Source organism: Streptomyces sp. NPDC041068, assembly GCF_040647455.1.
In the GTDB taxonomy this organism is placed as follows: domain Bacteria; phylum Actinomycetota; class Actinomycetes; order Streptomycetales; family Streptomycetaceae; genus Streptomyces.
This window is the reverse complement of record NZ_JBEZCG010000002.1, coordinates 368,840-384,187: the sequence shown is the minus strand read 5'-3', so window position 1 is coordinate 384,187 and position 15,348 is coordinate 368,840. Positions and strand designations below refer to the sequence as shown.

The window sequence follows — 15,348 nt, the reverse complement described above, 5'->3', positions numbered from 1 at the left end:
CATGACGGCGGAGCCCATCGCCGGACATCACGCGCCGGTCGACCCCGACGCGACATACAGAGAAGTCGTGGACGCGCGCGGCCGCGTCTACCGCATCGGCGAGAGCGACCGGGAGATCCTCGGCCGTCCACGCTGGACGATGGTGGCGCTGCCATGGGCGGCCATGCTCGCCATCAGCGTCTTCGAATACGCCTACGGGGCGGCCGAGGACACCCTCTCCGCCGCACACCACTGGACGTCGTCGAACACGTTCTGGGTGCTCAGCGTCTGGATCTTCTTCCAGGCCGCGGTCTCCTTCCCCGCGGGCAAGCTGCGCGAGAAGGGCATCCTGAGCAGCAGGGCGGCCATGCTGACCGGTTCGGTCCTGTCGCTCCTCGGCTTCGTCAGCCTGAGCCACGCGTCGAGCGTGGCGATGGCCATGGCCGGCTTCGGCCTGCTCGGCGGCGTCGGCTCCGGGCTGATCTACTCGACCTGCGTCAACATGGTCGGCAAGTGGTACCCGGAGCGGCGCGGCGGCAAGACGGGCTTCGTCAACGGCGCCTTCGCCTACGGAGCGGTGCCGTTCATCTTCCTGTTCTCGTACGGCTTCGACACGTCCAACTACCGGACCGTGCTGGACCTCGTCGGCTTCTATGTGCTCGCCGTGACCCTGGTGGCGGGCCTGTTCTTCAAGGACCCGCCGAAGAACTGGTGGCCGGCCGACGTGGATCCGTTGCGGCTCGACGGTGACGCGCGCACGGCGACGGCTCTGGCCAAGAACCCGCCCGCGGCACGGCAGTTCACCCCTGGAGAGGCGCTGCGCACCGGAGTGATCCCCTTGATGTGGGTGTGCATGCTGTGCTGCGCGGGTGTGTCGATCTTCGGGATCTCCTTCCAGGTGCCGTTCGCGAAGGAGATGGGCTTCGGTCCCCTCATCGCGGCGTCGTCGATGGGCGTGATGTCGGTGATCAACGGCACGGGGCGCGGCGTGGTGGGCTGGCTCTCCGACCGGCTCGGCAGACGGCACACCCTGACGTACGTCTGTCTGGTGCTCGCGGTGGGGCAGTTCGGGGTGCTGTGGGCGGGCGAGATCGGCAATCAGCCGCTCTTCCTGGCCTTCGCGTTCCTGTCCGGCTTCGCGGGCGGCGCGTTCTATCCGCTGTTTGCGGCGCTGGTGCCGGACTACTTCGGAGAGAACAACAACGCCTCCAACTACGGCATGGTCTACAGCGCCAAGCTGGTGTCCGGGCTGTTCGGCGGCGGCCTGGGCGCGATGGTCGTGCACTCCTGGGGGTACATCGGCGCCTATACGACCGCCGGGGTGGTGTCGTTGCTCGCGGCGGGCCTCTCCTTGCTGTTGCGCCAGCCGACGGCGTCACGCGCGCGTGACGCTCTCGCCTAGCGTCGCCACTTTCTCCACCGATGGAGCCCTCCCGCCGCCGGGCGGAAGGGCCCCATCGGTGTCCTTGCGCGGTCAGTCGCCGCAGCGGCCGCCGCGCAACGCGTGCAGGTGCTCGCTGGACTTGCGGGCGAAGGCGTAGGACTCGACGGGGTTGTCGTGCTCGGTCTGCCAGTGGTGGTAGCGCCGCCCCTGGTGGGTGCGGGCGGTCACCTTCGACAGGAACCTCTTGTAATCGATGTCGCCGTCCCCGACGTCCGTCATGCGGTAGCCGTCGCGCGTCGTCTCGTCGCGAACGCCGTCCTTGACGTGGAACAGCGGATAACGGTGGGGCCGCTTGAGTACGTAGTCGATCGGCTCGAAGGGGGCGGGCGTGCCGTCGGGCCGCTTGCCGAAACGGAACTGGGCGCAGTAGGCCCAGTAGATGTCCATCTCCAGATACACGAAGTCGGGGTCGGTCTCGGCGAGCAGCACGTCGTAGAGGCGGACGCTCGGCTTGTCTGTGGCGAAGGAGAACTCCTCGGCGTGGTTGTGCTGGTAGAACTTCATGCCGCGCTTGCGGGCGGCCTCACCATAGGTGTTGAAGTCCTCCGCCGCGCGCTTCCACGCGTCGACGGTCGTGCCGTAGCGGAAGGGTCCGGACGCGGTGCCGATGTGCTTGAGTCCGAGGGCCTCGGCGTCGTCGAGGACCTTGGTGAGGTTCTGCGCGAACGTGTACGCGCCCGGGTTGTTGTCGTCGTAGTAGCCGACGTGGGAGCCGATGGGGTTGAGCCCGTGGTCGCGGGCGAGCGCCTTGAGCTGGGCGAGGGTGATGGCGCCCGCCGAGCCCTGGGTGTATCCGGCGAACTCGATCTCGTCGTATCCGCACTTCTCCAACTCGGCGAAGACGGGGGCGAATCCGACGGTGGAGACCTTGTCGCGGAGGCTGTAGAGCTGGATGCCGAGCCGGCCGGGCGGCAGGACGGGGCGGCCGTGACCCTTGCCCGCGGCCGTGGTCGAGGCGGCGGCCGGGGTGGCCGCGCCGATGAGCGCAGCGGCGGCGGCACCGGCGGCCACGCCGAGCGCGCCGCGTCTGCTGAGTCTGTGGGCGAGTTCGGGGTCGGCGGAGGTGGGCTTGCGGCTCATGCGGTCTCCCGGGGTCACATCAGGGATGGGTTCGAATGAGGAGTCAGGGATCACTCGGGGTCGGGCCCTGATGGCAGGGCCCTCGCCTTCTGGTTCAGTGGAGATCACGCAGGATTCAGACCAGGCCTGCGAGGTGGAGCAGGAGCGATTTCACTTCGGTGGCCGCGACGCGGCCGCTGACGGCGCGGGGGGTGGAGCACAGAATGAGCGGACCTTCGTTCTCGCTCGTGGGAAGGCGGCCATGGCTGCCGCGAATAGGTGACGGGTCCAGCGGCACGACTGCCATGCGGTAGCGCATGCCGAGCTTCTTGCGGGCCAGCGCGCCCGCGGCCTTGATGCGGACGTAGGGGTCTTGGGGGTCCATGAAGAGCTCGACGGGGTCGTAGCCGGGTTTGCGGTGGATCTCGACGAGCTGCGCGAAGTCGGGCGCGCGGTCGTCGTCGAGCCAGTAGTAGTACGTGAACCAGACGTCCGGCTCCGCGATCGCGACGAGTTCGCCGGAGCGCGGATGGTCCAGGTGATGGGCCTTCTTGCCCTCGTCGTCGAGGAGTTGCTCGATGCCGGGCAGGTCGCTCAGGGCGGCGCGGGTGGCCTCCAGGTCCTCGGGGCGGCGGACGTAGACGTGGGCGATCTGGTGGTCGGCGACGGCGAAGGCACGGGAGGCCATCGGGTCGAGGTACTCCATGCCGTCCTGGGTGTGCACCTCCAGCAGGCCCGCGCGGCGCAGGGCGCGGTTGATGTCGACGGGCCGGTTCACGCGGGTGATGCCGTACTCGGAGAGGGCGACGACGGTTCGTCCTTCCGCCTTCGCGTCGTCGAGGAGGGGCGCGACGGTCGCGTCCAGGTCGGCGGCCGCCTGGTGGGAGCGAGGGTCGTCGGGGCCGAAGCGCTGCAGGTCGTAGTCGAGATGAGGGAGGTAGCACAGGGCCAGGTCGGGGTGGCGGGTGTCGATGATGTGGCGGGTCGCGTCCACGATCCAGCGGCTGGAGACGATGTCGGCGCCGGGTCCCCAGAAGTGGAAGAGGGGGAACGTGCCGAACTTGTCGGTGAGTTCGTCGTGCAGCGCAGGGGGGCGGGTGTAGCAGTCGGGTTCCTTGCGGCCGTCGGCGTAGTAGACGGGGCGGGGCGTGACGGTGATGTCGGTTTCGGCGCCCATGGCGTACCACCAGCAGATGTTGGCGACGGTGTAGCCGGGATGCGCGCGGCGTGCGGCGTCCCACAACTTGTCGCCGGCGACGAGGCCGTTGTGCTGACGCCACAGGAGTACGTCGCCGAGCTCACGGAAGTACCAGCCGTTGCCGACGATGCCGTGCTCGGCGGGCGTCGTGCCGGTGAGGAAGGTGGACTGGGCTGCGCACGTGACGGCGGGCAGGACGGTCCCGAGCGGGGCACGGAAGCCGGACTGGCCGAGGGCTTTGAGGTGCGGCATGTGATCGAGGAGGCGCGGGGTGAGGCCGACGACGTCCAGGACGAGGAGAGGAGTGGGTCCGCCACCGGTCGGGGTCATGGGAGCTCCTTCAGACCTAGGTCCGTCAACAGGTCGCGGGCGAGGGCGAGTTCGGCGGCGATTCCCTCGGCGAGCTGGGGGCGGCCCCGCGGGCGCAGCTCGGGCGGCAGGGCCTGCCAGGTGTAGGTCTCGACCTCGAGATGACGGGTGAGGGGGACGGGGGTGCCGACGAGTCGGGCCAGGGTGTCCTGGAGCACGGGGAGCGTGGAGGTGAGCGGCGCGGCGGGGGCCGCGTGCAGGGGGACGTGGAAGTGGGCGCGCCAGGGGGCCGCATCGGGCAGGGCGTGGGCGGTGAGAGCCTCGCCGAGGTCGTCGGTGCCGCGGAGTCCGGCGGCGGTCAGCGTGCGGGTCTGGTGGAGGAAGCGGGGCTCGTCGAAGGCGGCGAGGGCCTCGCGCACCTCGGGAAGGCGGGGGTGTTCGGCATGCAGGGCGGCGGAGAGCTGCGACTTGACGACGGGGATGCCCGCGGCGGCGAGGGCGTCGAGGGCGGCCCCCGGGTCTTCGAAGGAGGTGGCGAGGTGGCAGGTGTCGACGCAGACACCGATGCGGTCGTGGCCGACCGCGGTCAGCGGGCCGATCGCGTCGGCGGTCGTCTCGACGGTGCAGCCCGGTTCCGGTTCGAGGCCGATGCGGATCGAGCGGCCGGTCAGTTCGGCGAGGGCGTCCAGGCGCCCGGCGAGCGCGGCCAGGGCCGTGCGGGAGGTCTCGGCTCGGGCGGCGTCGAAGGGGGTGCGCCAGGCGAGCGGAAGGGTGGAGATGGTGCCTTCCGTGACGTCGTCGGGGAGCAGGGCGGCGAGCAGCCTGGCCAGGTCGGTGGTGTGGGTCAGCCGCTCCGGGTCGGTCCAGTCCGGCTTGTACACGCGGTACTTGACCTGTTCGGCGCCGAAGCCCTCATAAGGGAAGCCGTTGAGGGTGACGACCTCCAGGCCGCGCCGGTCGAGTTCGGTGCGCAGGCCGCGCAGCGCGGCGGGGTCGGTGACCAGGGCGTGGGCGGCGCCCTTGGCAAGCCACAGGCCGATGCCGATGCGGTCGCGGCCGAGCCGTCGACGCACGGGCTCGCAGTGGTCGCGGAGCTGGGCGAGGACACCGTCGAGGGTCTCGGCCGGGTGGACGTTCGTGCAGTACGCGAGGTGGACGGTGGAGCCGTCGGGGTGCCGGAAGCGCATGGGTCACGCACCGCCGCGCAGGATGGAGTTGCCCTCGTGGCTGGCGCCCGGCTCCTGGACGTCGAGGGCGAGGCGGCCGCTGAGCGAGTAGAAGGCGACGGGGTTGCGCCACAGCACCAGGTCGACGTCGTCCTCGTCGAACCCGTCGGCCAGCATGGCGTCGGCGACCTTGCGGGTCTTGAGGGGGTCGCTCTTTCCCCAGTCGGCGGCCGAGTTGACGAGGACCCTCTCGGGGCCGACGTCCCGCAGAATCGTGATCATCCGTTCCTCGTCCATCTTGGTGTCGGGATAGACGGAGAAGCCGAGCCAGCAGCCGCTGTCCTTGGCCTCCTTCACGGTGGTCTCGTTGAGGTGGTCGATCAGGACGCGGCCTGGGGACAGCGCGGACTCGCGCACGACGTCGATCGTGCGGCGCAGCCCGGCGAGCTTGTCGCGGTGGGGAGTGTGCACCAGGGCGGGCAGTTCGTGGTCGGCGGCCAGCTGGAGCTGGGCGGCGAGCGCGGCGTCCTCGGCCGGTGTCATGGAGTCGTAGCCGATCTCGCCGACGGCGACGACGTTGTCCTTGACGAGATAGCGGGGCAGTTCGTCGAGGACGGGGGTGCAGCGGGGGTCGTTCGCCTCCTTGGGGTTGAGGGCGATCGTGCAGTGGTGGGCGATGCCGTACTGGGCGGCGCGGAAGGGTTCCCAGCCGAGGAGGGAGTCAAAGTAGTCGTAGAACGAGGCCGGCGCGGTGCGGGGCTGGCCGAGCCAGAAGGCGGGCTCCACGACCGCGCGGACCCCCGCGGCATACATCGCCCGGTAGTCGTCGGTGGTGCGGGAGGTCATGTGGATGTGGGGATCGAAGATACGCATCAGGACTCCTGCTTCTCGCCGGTGGAAGGGGCCGCGGGGCCCGAGGTGGGCCCGGGAGCGGTCAGGGCCAGGGCGCGGTGCAGGTCGCCGGGGACGGTGCGGCCCGCCGCGGTGCGTTCGCTCGCGTAGTCGCCGAGCATGCGGGCGAGTTCGGCATCGCCGCGGGCACGCCTCGACAGGTCGGCGACGGAGTCCACGGGGACGCCGGTGAACAGGCACTTGAGGACGGCGTGCCGCCAGTCGTGCGGGGCGAGATGCACGGCGGCGTAGGGGCCGACGGCCGCGGCGACGAGCCGGGTGTCGTTGGTGCGCAGAGCGTCCTCGACCAGCGGCAGGGCCTCGGGCCCCGGCACCAGGTGGGGCAGGGCGTGCAGGACGGCCCGGCGCTCGGCTGCGGTGCCCTGCGCGTAAACGCGGGCAAGGGTGTCGGGGGTGGCGTGCGCGGCGTGCAGGAGCAGGACGCGGGCGGGGTCGGCGTGCTCGGGGCCGCAGCGGCGTCCGGCCTCGGCGAACCTCAACTCCCAGGTGGGAACCGGGCCCTGACTCTCGTGCTCCGGCCGGCCTCCGTGCGCCGCGGCCTCGGCGGTGGCCTGGTCGAGCCAGGCCCGCGCGGCTCCGCCGAGCTCCGCTGCGAGGTGGGTGCGGAGGGCGGCGATTCCGGGGGTGTCGGTCACGGGGTTCCTCCTTCGGCGAGGGCGGCGTTCGGGACCGCGGCGGCTCGGGGCGCTCGGGCTGCTTCGGGCGCTCCGGCTGCTCCAGCCGCTCCGACTCCTTCAGGCGCTCCGGCTGCTCCAGGCGCTTCAGGTGCTTCAGGTGCTTCGGGTGCGCCGGCTGCTTCCGCAGCGCGGTGCAAGAAGTCGATGGAGTGCGCGGCGAGTTGGGGGCCCGCATGCGAGTGGCGGGGCAGTTCGACGACGGTCAGCCCTTGGTAGCCGGTGGCGGCGAGGGCTTCGAGTACGGGCGGGAAGTCGATCTCCCCGTCCCCGAACGGCAGATGTTCATGGACGCCGCGGCGCATGTCCTCGATCTGGACGTGCTTGAGCCAGGGGGCGGCGGCGCGTACGCAGTCGGCGGGAGGGAGCGGTTCGAGGCACTGGCAGTGACCGATGTCGAGGGTGAGGCCGAGGAGCCCGGGGTCGGGGTCGCCGAGGGCTTCACGCAGGCGGTGGAAGTCGGCGAGGGAGGAGAGGAGATGGCCGGGTTCGGGTTCGACGGCGAGCGGGATCCCGGCGCCGGACGCGGCGTCGAGGACGGGACCGAGCGCGTCGGCCAGGCGACGCCAGGCGATGTCGTCCGAGGTGTCCGCAGGGGTGATGCCGCTGAAGCAGTGCACGGCGTGGGCGCCGAGGTCGGTGGCGACCTGGACGGCGCGGATCAGGAGGCGGACACGGTCGGCCCGCCGGGCCGGATCGGGATCGAGGAGGGAGGGGCCGTGCTTGCGGCGCGGGTCGAGGACATAGCGGGCGCCCGTTTCGACGGTGACGGTCAGGCCCAGTCGGTCGAGCCGACGGGCCACGTGACGGGTGCGGGCGGCGAGGTCGTGGGCGAGGGGGTCGAGGTGCATGTGGTCGAGGGTCAGCCCGACGCCCGCGTAGCCGAGGTCCGCGAGGAGGCCGAGGGCGTCGTCGACGCGGAGGTCGGTGAGGCCGTTGGTGCCGTACCCGAAGCGGAGCCCGTCGAGCGGGGAGCGAAGGGTCCGGGACGCTGTGCCGCTCATGTGACGCTCACCTTCCGTGCGAACTTCCGGGCGGCGGGTGCGAGGGCGGCCGTCAGCAGGGCGGTGCCCACGGCTCCGGCGCGGGCGGCGAGCGCGGCCTGCAGCGGGATCATGGCGCGGATGCCGCCGCCGACGGCGCATTGCGTGAGAGGGGGTGAGGGGTTCAGGGCGGCGTGGAAGAGGGGCTTGGCCGTGGTCCCGACATAGGCGAGGGCGAGCGCGCCGCGGAGTGCCTGCCGACCGGGGGCCCGGCCCGGTCCGGCGTCGGTGCCTCGCCTCAAGCCCCGCCTCCCGCCCACCACTTGCGCCAGCGCGGTCGTCGCCGCCAGCGCGGTCAGCGGGGTGACGGAGGAGCCGCCCTGCGCCTCGTTGCGGGAGACCGCGGTGACGGCGAGGGTGTGAGCGGCGAGAACCCCGGCGGAGGACACGGCCGCCTTGGCACTCGGGCGGTGGCTCGGCTTGCGACTCGGGCCGTGGCTCGGCTTGCGACTCGGGCGGTGGCTCGGCTTGCGGCTCGTCCCCCGGCCCACCGTGGCGGTCGCGCCCAGGAGCAGGTCGAGGCCGCGTGCCGCGGCCATGGCTGCCGGGCCCGCGGGGGTGCGCTTCACGCCGAGGTCGTAGGCCCACACCGTCCCGGCCAGGGCACCCGCCACCGCGAGGGACGGGCGGCCAGCGCGGGAGGCGAGGGTCAGGCCCGCGGCCGTGAGGGCGGCGGCTGCGGCGAGGGCCGCGGGTGGGGCGATGCGGCCGGAGGGCAGGGGCCGCTCGGGGCGTTCGACGGCGTCCTCGGCTCGGTCCGCCCAGTCGTTCAGGGCCATGCCGGCCTCGTACAGGCAGAGGGAGGAACCGATGGCAAGGAGGGTGCGGTGGTTGGGGCGCAGCCCGGTCGCCGCCGCCCCGGCGAGGGCGTCGCCGGGGACGGTGAACAGGGCGGGGACGCGCAGCAGCTCGGCCCAGTCGCGCGCGGCACTCATATGCCCTCCCTCACCGAGCTCCCCCGCGGCCTTGGGTCCCCCTGCTCCCCCAACACCTCCGCAAACCGCACCAGTTCCGCGAACTGCTCCCCCAGTGCGGCAGGCGCGTCCCCCACCGGGTCCTTGAAGTAGAAGGCGAGGGCGGGCAGCGGGCCGGTCAGGCCTTGGGTGTGGGCTCGGGAGATCAGGCGGGCGAGGTCGAGGATCAGGGGGGCCGCGAGGGCCGAGTCGCAGCCCTGCCAGGTGGTCTGCAGGACCATCCGCGTGCCGAGGAAGCCGTCGAAGGCGATGTGGTCCCAGGCCGTCTTCCAGTCGCCGAGGGACGGCACGTCGTCGATGTGGACCTCGCCCTCGGGGGCGGCGCCCAGCGTGTCGGCGAGGACGCGTTCCTTGCCGGCGTTCTTCGCGGCGGCCGCGGCCGGGTCGGCGAGGGCCGCGCCGTCGCCGCCGCCCAGCAGGTTCGTGCCCGACCAGGACCGCACGGCGAGCGCCCGCTGCGCGAACATCGGGCCGAGCACCGAGCGCAGCAGCGTCTGGCCCGTCTTGCCGTCACGGCCCGCGTGGGGCAGGCCGGAGGCGAGCGCCGCGTCGGCGAGGCGGGGGTGGTGCAGCCCCGCCGAGGGGGTGAAGTTCACGTACGGGCAGCCGGCCCGCAGCGCGGCCGCCGCGTAGAGGGAGCTGGCGGGCAGCCGCGGGTTGCCGTCCGCGGGCAGGGGTTCCGTCGAGGCGACGTTCACGACCACCGCGTGGGCGAGGCCCCGGCGGCGTACGAAGTCGCGCAGGTCGGCGGCGAAGGCGTCGATCAGTTCCTCGTCGGTGCGCGAGTCGCCCGGCAGGGGCCCGCCCGGACGGATCTCCGCGTCGGCCGCGGCGAGTTCGGCGCGCACCGCCGAGGGCAGGCCGTGCGGCAGGACGCCGCCGGAGGCGAGTTCCTCGGCCCGTTTGGGCAGGGGGCAGTTGACGGTGTCGTGGCCGCCGAAGACGAGCGACGACAGCGCGGGCATCCCGCTGTCCGTGAAGGGAGGCGTCTCGGTGACCATGCCGGTCGGCGGCCGCAGTCCGGCCGCCACCGCCGCGCACCCGGCGACAGCCGTGGTCGCGACCGAACCGCGCGCCCCGATCAGCCAGACCCCGACGAGTGGCGTCCCTCCCGCTGCCCCGGCGGACGTAGTGGACGAAGTAGCGAGCGCGGATGTGGACACGGCTGCCTCCTGCCTTGGCTCATTGGCTCATTGGCTCATTGGCTCGTTGGACACACGGGCGGGTTGACGGCGCGGACGTGCACCCGCACGAACCGCGCAGGTGCACGACGATCCGCGCGGGTGCACGCGGACGCACGTCCGCGCATGCCCCGGGGCCGCACGCGGATGCGCGAACGCGCCGATGGTGAAAGACGGCGGGCGGAGGTCCGGCGTCCTCCGCCCGCCGCCGTCTAACGCCCCGCGCCCGAGCCGGACGACGCGGCTGGACCGGAGTGGTGTGCGGGCGGTGCGGGCAGGTCCTTCAACCGGATGTTCCGGAAGGAGACCTCATCGGCGTCGCCGTGGTTCTGGATGCCGATGTGCCCTTGGCGCAGGCTCCGCGCCGGATCGGAGTTGGTGAAGTCGTTGATCTTCACGCCGTTGAGATACACGCGAAGGCGTTCGCCCTCGACGCGGATCTCGTAGGTGTTCCACTCCCCGGCCGGGTTCAGCGCCTTGTCGCGCTTCTTCAGGTCGGCGGACTTGAAGCCGTAGACGGAGCCCGTGGTCTTCTCGGGGACGTCCGTGGCGTCGATCTGGATCTCGTAGCCGTTGTTCACGGCCGACCAGGGGTCGTCGGAGGGCGGGAAGCCCACGAAGATCCCGGAGTTGTCGTCGCCCCGCATCCGCCAGTCGAGCTTGAGCGAGTACGAGCCGAACTCGCGCCGGTCGTACCAGAGCATGCCCATGCCGCCGGTGGTCGTCAGCGTCCCGTCGCCCTCCTCCAGCGCGAAGGAACCGGGGCCCGCCTGCTTCCAGCCCTCCAGCGAGGCCGCCGTTCCGTCGAAGAGCGGTGTGTAGCCCTTCTCCGGGCGGCAGTCCGCCTGGGCCGCGCCGACGGCCCAGCGGATCCCGCCGAGGAGATGCTGCCGGAAGGCGGGTTCGGCGTACGACTCCTTGGTGTGGCCGCCACCGGTGTAGAAGGCGCGCCCTCCCCGGTAGTCGCTCTGGCACCAGGCGATGGGGTGGTCCCCCGCCATCGTGCCGCCCGTGTACGACGACTCGTCGAGGGAGGCCAGGACTCGGGCCCGGTCGCGTGGATTGGAGCGGTAGTTGTACCACTCGTCGGTGCGGTCCCACGCTCCCGCGCCCAGGTGCGCGGTGGCCGGGTGGGCGTGGTCCTCGACCTGGACCTTCGCGGGCTGGATCGCGGGGTGCGACTGGAAGTACGCGCCCGCGAGCCCGCCGTAGAAGGGCCAGTCGTACTCGGTGTCGGCGGCCGCGTGCACCCCGACGTAGGCACCGCCGCCGTTGATGTACTTCTCGAACGCCGTCTGCTGCGCGGCGTTCAGGACGTCCCCGGTGGTCGAGAGCCAGACCACGGCGTCGTACTGCGCGAGATTGGCGTCCGTGAAGGCTCCCGCGTCCTCGGTGGCGTCGACGGTGAAGCCGCCCTCGGCGCCCAGTTCCTCGACGGCCGCGATGCCCGCGGGAATCGAGTCGTGCCGGAATCCTGCCGTCCTGGAGAAGACCAGGACTTTCTCCCCTGCCCTCTCCCCTCCCCTCTCCCCCGCCTTCTGCCCCATCGTCTTCGGCGCCGTCTTCCCCGCCGTCTTCGGCGGCTCGGGCTTCGATGCCGCGGGTCCCGACACACAGCCGATGAGCAGGGCGGCCGCGGCGGTCGCGGTGGCCAGCCGTGCGGATGCGCGCATGTGCTGACCCCTCTCAGCTCGTCGTGAAGGTGAAGTCGTCCACGTCATAGAGCGCTCCCGTGCCGGAGCCCTTGAAGACGAAGTACAGGGTCGTGGTCTTCGTCGGCGGCTTGGAGATGGCGGTACTGACGTCCGTGTACGTCTCCCATCCGCCGGTCGGCGCGACCTTCGCGGTGCCCAGGAGCCTGCCGCCGACCGATCCGCTGCGCACCTCAAGCGTGCCACCGGCCCCCGCGGACGCGACCCGCGCGGTCAGTTTCGTGGCGTTGCCGAGGATGTACGGCTTGAAGGAGATCCAGTCGCCGTTGTGGATGTCGCCGACCGTCTTGCCGCCGTGCGCCGGGGTGTGGTTGACCACGGAGACGCCCTTGGAGTCGCCGTAGTGCTCGCCCTGGCGGTGCTTGGGCTGGACGACGTTCTGGTCGTGGGTGGTCAGCGCGGGCTGGCCGTTCGCGCCCTTGTCGGTGTACTCGGCGTCGAAGACCCCGAAGATGTTGGCGTTCGGGTCGTGCTCGCCGTCCGCCGAGGTCTGGATGGTGCCCTCGCAGCCGTTGGCCGAGGTGACCGGGTGGCCGTGGCTGTCATGGCCGAGGATGTGGGTGACCTTGACCTTGGCGCAGTCGATCGCCCCGTCCTCCGGATCGCTCACCTTCACCTTGAAGGGCACCTTGTCGCCGAAGGTGAACAGCTGCCCGTCGCCGGGGAGTTCCAGGGTCACCTTGGGCGCGGTGTTGCCGACGGTGAGGTGCGCGCTGGCCGAACCGGTGCGCCCTGTGGAGTCCTTGACGGTCACGGTCGCGGTGTAGACGCCGTTCTTCTTGTACGTGTAGGTGGGGTTCTGCTGGGTCGACTTGCCGCCGTCCCCGAAGTCCCACGCGTAGGTCAGGGTCCCGCCGTCGGCGTCCGTGGCCTTCGCGGTGAACGTGGTCCGCAGCGGTGCCTGGCCGCTGGTCTTGGACGCGGTGGCCTCGGCGACCGGCGAGTGGCCCGTGGTGGCGTTCTCGATGCGGTAGAGGCCGGAGTTCTCGTCGCCGCCGAACCAGGCGGTGCCGTAGTCGAGGACGTAGAGGGCGCCGTCGGGGCCGAACTCCATGTCCATGACCTGCGTACCGGTCCACGGGAACGGGTTGATCTTCGAGACGGTGCCGTCGGCGCCCTGCTCGATGCGCTTGATCCAGCGGCGGCCGAACTCACCGGCGAAGAAGTCGCCGTCGTAGGCCTCGGGGAACTTCACCGGGGAGGTGTTCGCGGCGTCGTAGCGGTAGACCGGGCCGCCCATCGGGGACTCGGAGCCGGTGCCGAACTCGGGGACCGAGCCGCCGTCATAGGGGATCCAGGCCTCCTCGGCGGGCGGCAGGTCGGTCAGTCCTGTGTTGTGCGGCGAGTCGTTCTTGAGCGCCTTGCAGTCGAAGGTCGCGCCGGAGGTGCCGGTGGCGAAGTCGTAGTCGACGTACGGCTCGTTCTTGCCGGTGCAGAACGGCCAGCCGTAGTTGCCGGGCTTGGTCACGCGGGCGAACTCGACCTGGCCCGCAGGTCCGCGCTTGGGGTCGGCGGCGCCCGCGTCCGGGCCGTAGTCACCGACGTAGACCGTGCCGGTCGGCTTGTCGACGCTCATCCGGAAGGGGTTGCGGAAGCCCATCGCGTAGATCTCGGGGCGGGTCTTCTCGGTGCCCTTGGCGAAGAGGTTGCCGTCGGGGACGGTGTACGTCCCGTCGTCGGCGACCTTGATGCGCAGGATCTTGCCGCGCAGGTCGTTGGTGTTGCCCGCGCCGCGGCGCGCGTCGTAGGCGGGGTTGCGGTTGGCGCGCTCGTCGATGGGCGTGAAGCCGTCGGAGGCGAAGGGGTTGGAGTCGTCGCCCGTCGAGAGGTAGAGGTTGCCGTCCTTGTCGAAGTCGATGTCGCCGCCGACGTGGCAGCAGATGCCGCGGCTCGCGGGGACGTCGAGGACCTTCTTCTCGCTGGCGGCATCCAGGGTGCCGTCGGCCTTCAGGACGAAGCGGGAGAGGCGGTTCACGCCGTCGAACTTCTTGAAGTCCTCCGCGGTGCCCTCGTTCGGGGCGTCGCCCGCGGGGGTGTCCAGCGGCGGTGCGTAGTAGAGGAAGATCGCGCGGTTCTCGCTGAACTTCGGGTCGACGGCGACGCCTTGGAGGCCCTCTTCGTCGTGCGTGTAGACCGGTATCTTCCCCGCGATCCTGGTGTTGCCCGCGGCGTCGGTCAGGCGCAGAGTGCCGTCGCGCGAGGTGTGCAGGACCGAGCGGTCGGGGAGCACGGAGAGCGTCATCGGCTCGCCCGTCTCGGGCTCGCCCTTGGCGAGGGTGACCTGCTGGAAGTCCTCGGCGGCGGGGGCGGCCGTCGAGGGCGGGTCCGCGGGGACGGCGCCGGCCTGCGGTACGGCGAGGGCCAGCGACGCGCCGGTCAGAAGCGTGCCGGTGAGCAGGGCGAGGGATCTGCGGAGTCTTTGGCGTTTCCAGTGCACGGGGGTTCCTCCGGGAGGGGGACGGTCGTACGCGGGTGTGTGCGCCGTGCGCCGGGGTGCGCCGTCACCCCGGACGTTTCATGTCCTGTACACATCAGGGACGGTAGCGAGCTTTGTACGTGGCCGAAAGCCCTTGCGCGGTACCAGAGTTCCGCTTCTTCCTCGGACAGGACAAAGCCGTGACGGGGCCGGAGGTCACTCCGAGCCGAACGCCGCGTCGAACGACGCGCTCGGCGGCTCGAAGTCGTACGCCTTCAAGCGGGCCAGCGCCTCCGGCGCGCCCTGGAGGCGGTCCATGCCCGCGTCCTCCCACTCCACCGAGATCGGGCCTTCGTACGCGATGGAGCGCAGCATGCGGAAGACGTCCTCCCAGGGGACGTCCCCGTGGCCCGCCGAGACGAAGTCCCAGCCGCGGCGCGGGTCGCCCCACGGCAGGTGAGAGCCGAGGCGGCCGTTGCGGCCGTCCAGACGGCGCCGGGCCTCCTTGCAGTCCACGTGGTAGATGCGGTCGCGGAAGTCGTGGAGGAAGCCGACCGGGTCCAGGTCCTGCCACACGAAGTGCGACGGGTCGAAGTTCAGACCGAAGGCGGTACGGCGGTCAACTGCCTCCAGGGCCTTGTGGGTTGTCCAGTAGTCGTACGCAATCTCGGACGGATGCACCTCGTGCGCGAACCGCACGCCTTCGGCGTCGAAGACGTCCAGGATCGGGTTCCAGCGCTCGGCGAAGTCCTCGTACCCGCGCTCGATCATCGACTCCGGGACCGGCGGGAACATCGCTACCAGGTGCCAGATCGACGAGCCCGTGAAGCCGACGACCGTATCGACGCCGAAGGCCGCCGCCGCCCGCGCGGTGTCCTTGATCTCGGCGGCGGCCCGCTGCCGCACGCCCTCGGCCTCGCCGTCGCCCCAGATGCGGGACGGCAGGATCGCGCGGTGCCGCTCGTCGATGATCGCGTCGCAGACGGCCTGGCCCACCAAGTGGTTGGAGATCGCCCAGCACTTGAGCCCGTACTTGTCGAGCAGGGCGTGCCTGCCGTCCAGGTAGGCGGGGTCGGCGAGGGCCTTGTCGACCTCGAAGTGATCGCCCCAACAGGCGAGTTCGAGACCGTCGTAGCCGAAGTCGCGGGCGAGCCTGCAGACCTCTTCGAGCGGCAGGTCGGCCCACTGACCGGTGAAGAGCGTGAACCTACGGGGCATGACGAGGCCTCCTCGGAACGGGGATCAAGGGAGATCGGGCGAGGGTCGCGCGGGGATCAGGCA

General features: G+C 71.4%; 12 protein-coding genes. 1 reads left to right on the top strand and 11 read right to left on the bottom strand.

Annotated elements, in window-relative coordinates; all coding sequences use genetic code 11:
• The first annotated feature begins 1 nt into the window (after position 1).
• The gene (locus AB0B50_RS05605; protein ID WP_362326047.1) at positions 2–1,381 is read left to right on the top strand and encodes an OFA family MFS transporter; all 1,380 of its coding nucleotides are present in this window, start codon (positions 2–4) and stop codon (positions 1,379–1,381) included.
• A 72-nt stretch (positions 1,382–1,453) separates the two neighbouring features.
• Here AB0B50_RS05605 and AB0B50_RS05600 read toward each other — a convergent pair whose 3' ends face one another.
• The 11 genes from AB0B50_RS05600 to AB0B50_RS05550 form a co-directional block, all read right to left on the bottom strand.
• The gene (locus AB0B50_RS05600; RefSeq protein WP_362326044.1) at positions 1,454–2,503 is read right to left on the bottom strand and encodes a sugar phosphate isomerase/epimerase; all 1,050 of its coding nucleotides are present in this window, start codon (positions 2,501–2,503) and stop codon (positions 1,454–1,456) included.
• Positions 2,504–2,618: 115 nt separating this feature from the next.
• Positions 2,619–4,010 (bottom strand): nucleotide pyrophosphatase/phosphodiesterase family protein, encoded by a 1,392-nt coding sequence (locus AB0B50_RS05595; protein WP_362326041.1) that lies wholly within the window; start codon positions 4,008–4,010, stop codon positions 2,619–2,621.
• Positions 4,007–5,176: a metabolite traffic protein EboE gene (gene eboE / locus AB0B50_RS05590; protein ID WP_362326038.1), complete on the bottom strand. Its 1,170-nt coding sequence runs from the start codon at positions 5,174–5,176 to the stop codon at positions 4,007–4,009. The genes AB0B50_RS05595 and eboE overlap by 4 nt, the downstream gene beginning before the upstream one ends.
• Before the next feature lie 3 nt (positions 5,177–5,179).
• Positions 5,180–6,028, bottom strand: coding sequence for a TatD family hydrolase (locus AB0B50_RS05585; RefSeq protein ID WP_362326035.1), 849 nt, complete (start codon positions 6,026–6,028; stop codon positions 5,180–5,182).
• A complete protein-coding gene (locus AB0B50_RS05580; RefSeq protein WP_362326841.1) occupies positions 6,028–6,684 on the bottom strand; it encodes an EboA domain-containing protein in 657 nt (218 codons plus the stop codon). The genes AB0B50_RS05585 and AB0B50_RS05580 overlap by 1 nt, the downstream gene beginning before the upstream one ends.
• A gap of 14 nt (positions 6,685–6,698) precedes the next feature.
• Complete coding sequence (locus tag AB0B50_RS05575) at positions 6,699–7,745, bottom strand: sugar phosphate isomerase/epimerase family protein (RefSeq protein ID WP_362326032.1); 1,047 nt, start codon at positions 7,743–7,745, stop codon at positions 6,699–6,701.
• Positions 7,742–8,719: an SCO3242 family prenyltransferase gene (locus tag AB0B50_RS05570; RefSeq protein WP_362326029.1), complete on the bottom strand. Its 978-nt coding sequence runs from the start codon at positions 8,717–8,719 to the stop codon at positions 7,742–7,744. Before AB0B50_RS05570 ends, AB0B50_RS05575 begins: the two co-directional genes overlap by 4 nt.
• Positions 8,716–9,843, bottom strand: a complete 1,128-nt coding sequence (locus AB0B50_RS05565) for an inositol-3-phosphate synthase (RefSeq protein WP_362326838.1) — start codon at positions 9,841–9,843, stop codon at positions 8,716–8,718. The genes AB0B50_RS05570 and AB0B50_RS05565 overlap by 4 nt, the downstream gene beginning before the upstream one ends.
• A gap of 308 nt (positions 9,844–10,151) precedes the next feature.
• Positions 10,152–11,612 (bottom strand): ThuA domain-containing protein, encoded by a 1,461-nt coding sequence (locus AB0B50_RS05560; protein ID WP_362326026.1) that lies wholly within the window; start codon positions 11,610–11,612, stop codon positions 10,152–10,154.
• A 13-nt stretch (positions 11,613–11,625) separates the two neighbouring features.
• Positions 11,626–14,088: a PQQ-dependent sugar dehydrogenase gene (locus AB0B50_RS05555; protein ID WP_362326023.1), complete on the bottom strand. Its 2,463-nt coding sequence runs from the start codon at positions 14,086–14,088 to the stop codon at positions 11,626–11,628.
• A gap of 195 nt (positions 14,089–14,283) precedes the next feature.
• Entirely contained in the window at positions 14,284–15,285 is a 1,002-nt protein-coding gene (locus tag AB0B50_RS05550) for a sugar phosphate isomerase/epimerase family protein (RefSeq protein WP_362326020.1), read from the bottom strand.
• Positions 15,286–15,348 lie beyond the last annotated feature (63 nt).

Coding starts and splice junctions, on each gene's coding strand:
- AB0B50_RS05595 (WP_362326041.1), bottom strand. CDS start 4,010: ATGACCCCGACCGGTGGCGGACCCACTCCTCTCCTCGTCCTGGACGTC.
- AB0B50_RS05605 (WP_362326047.1), top strand. CDS start 2: ATGACGGCGGAGCCCATCGCCGGACATCACGCGCCGGTCGACCCCGAC.
- AB0B50_RS05570 (WP_362326029.1), bottom strand. CDS start 8,719: ATGAGTGCCGCGCGCGACTGGGCCGAGCTGCTGCGCGTCCCCGCCCTG.
- eboE (WP_362326038.1), bottom strand. CDS start 5,176: ATGCGCTTCCGGCACCCCGACGGCTCCACCGTCCACCTCGCGTACTGC.
- AB0B50_RS05550 (WP_362326020.1), bottom strand. CDS start 15,285: ATGCCCCGTAGGTTCACGCTCTTCACCGGTCAGTGGGCCGACCTGCCG.
- AB0B50_RS05575 (WP_362326032.1), bottom strand. CDS start 7,745: ATGAGCGGCACAGCGTCCCGGACCCTTCGCTCCCCGCTCGACGGGCTC.
- AB0B50_RS05600 (WP_362326044.1), bottom strand. CDS start 2,503: ATGAGCCGCAAGCCCACCTCCGCCGACCCCGAACTCGCCCACAGACTC.
- AB0B50_RS05560 (WP_362326026.1), bottom strand. CDS start 11,612: ATGCGCGCATCCGCACGGCTGGCCACCGCGACCGCCGCGGCCGCCCTG.
- AB0B50_RS05585 (WP_362326035.1), bottom strand. CDS start 6,028: ATGCGTATCTTCGATCCCCACATCCACATGACCTCCCGCACCACCGAC.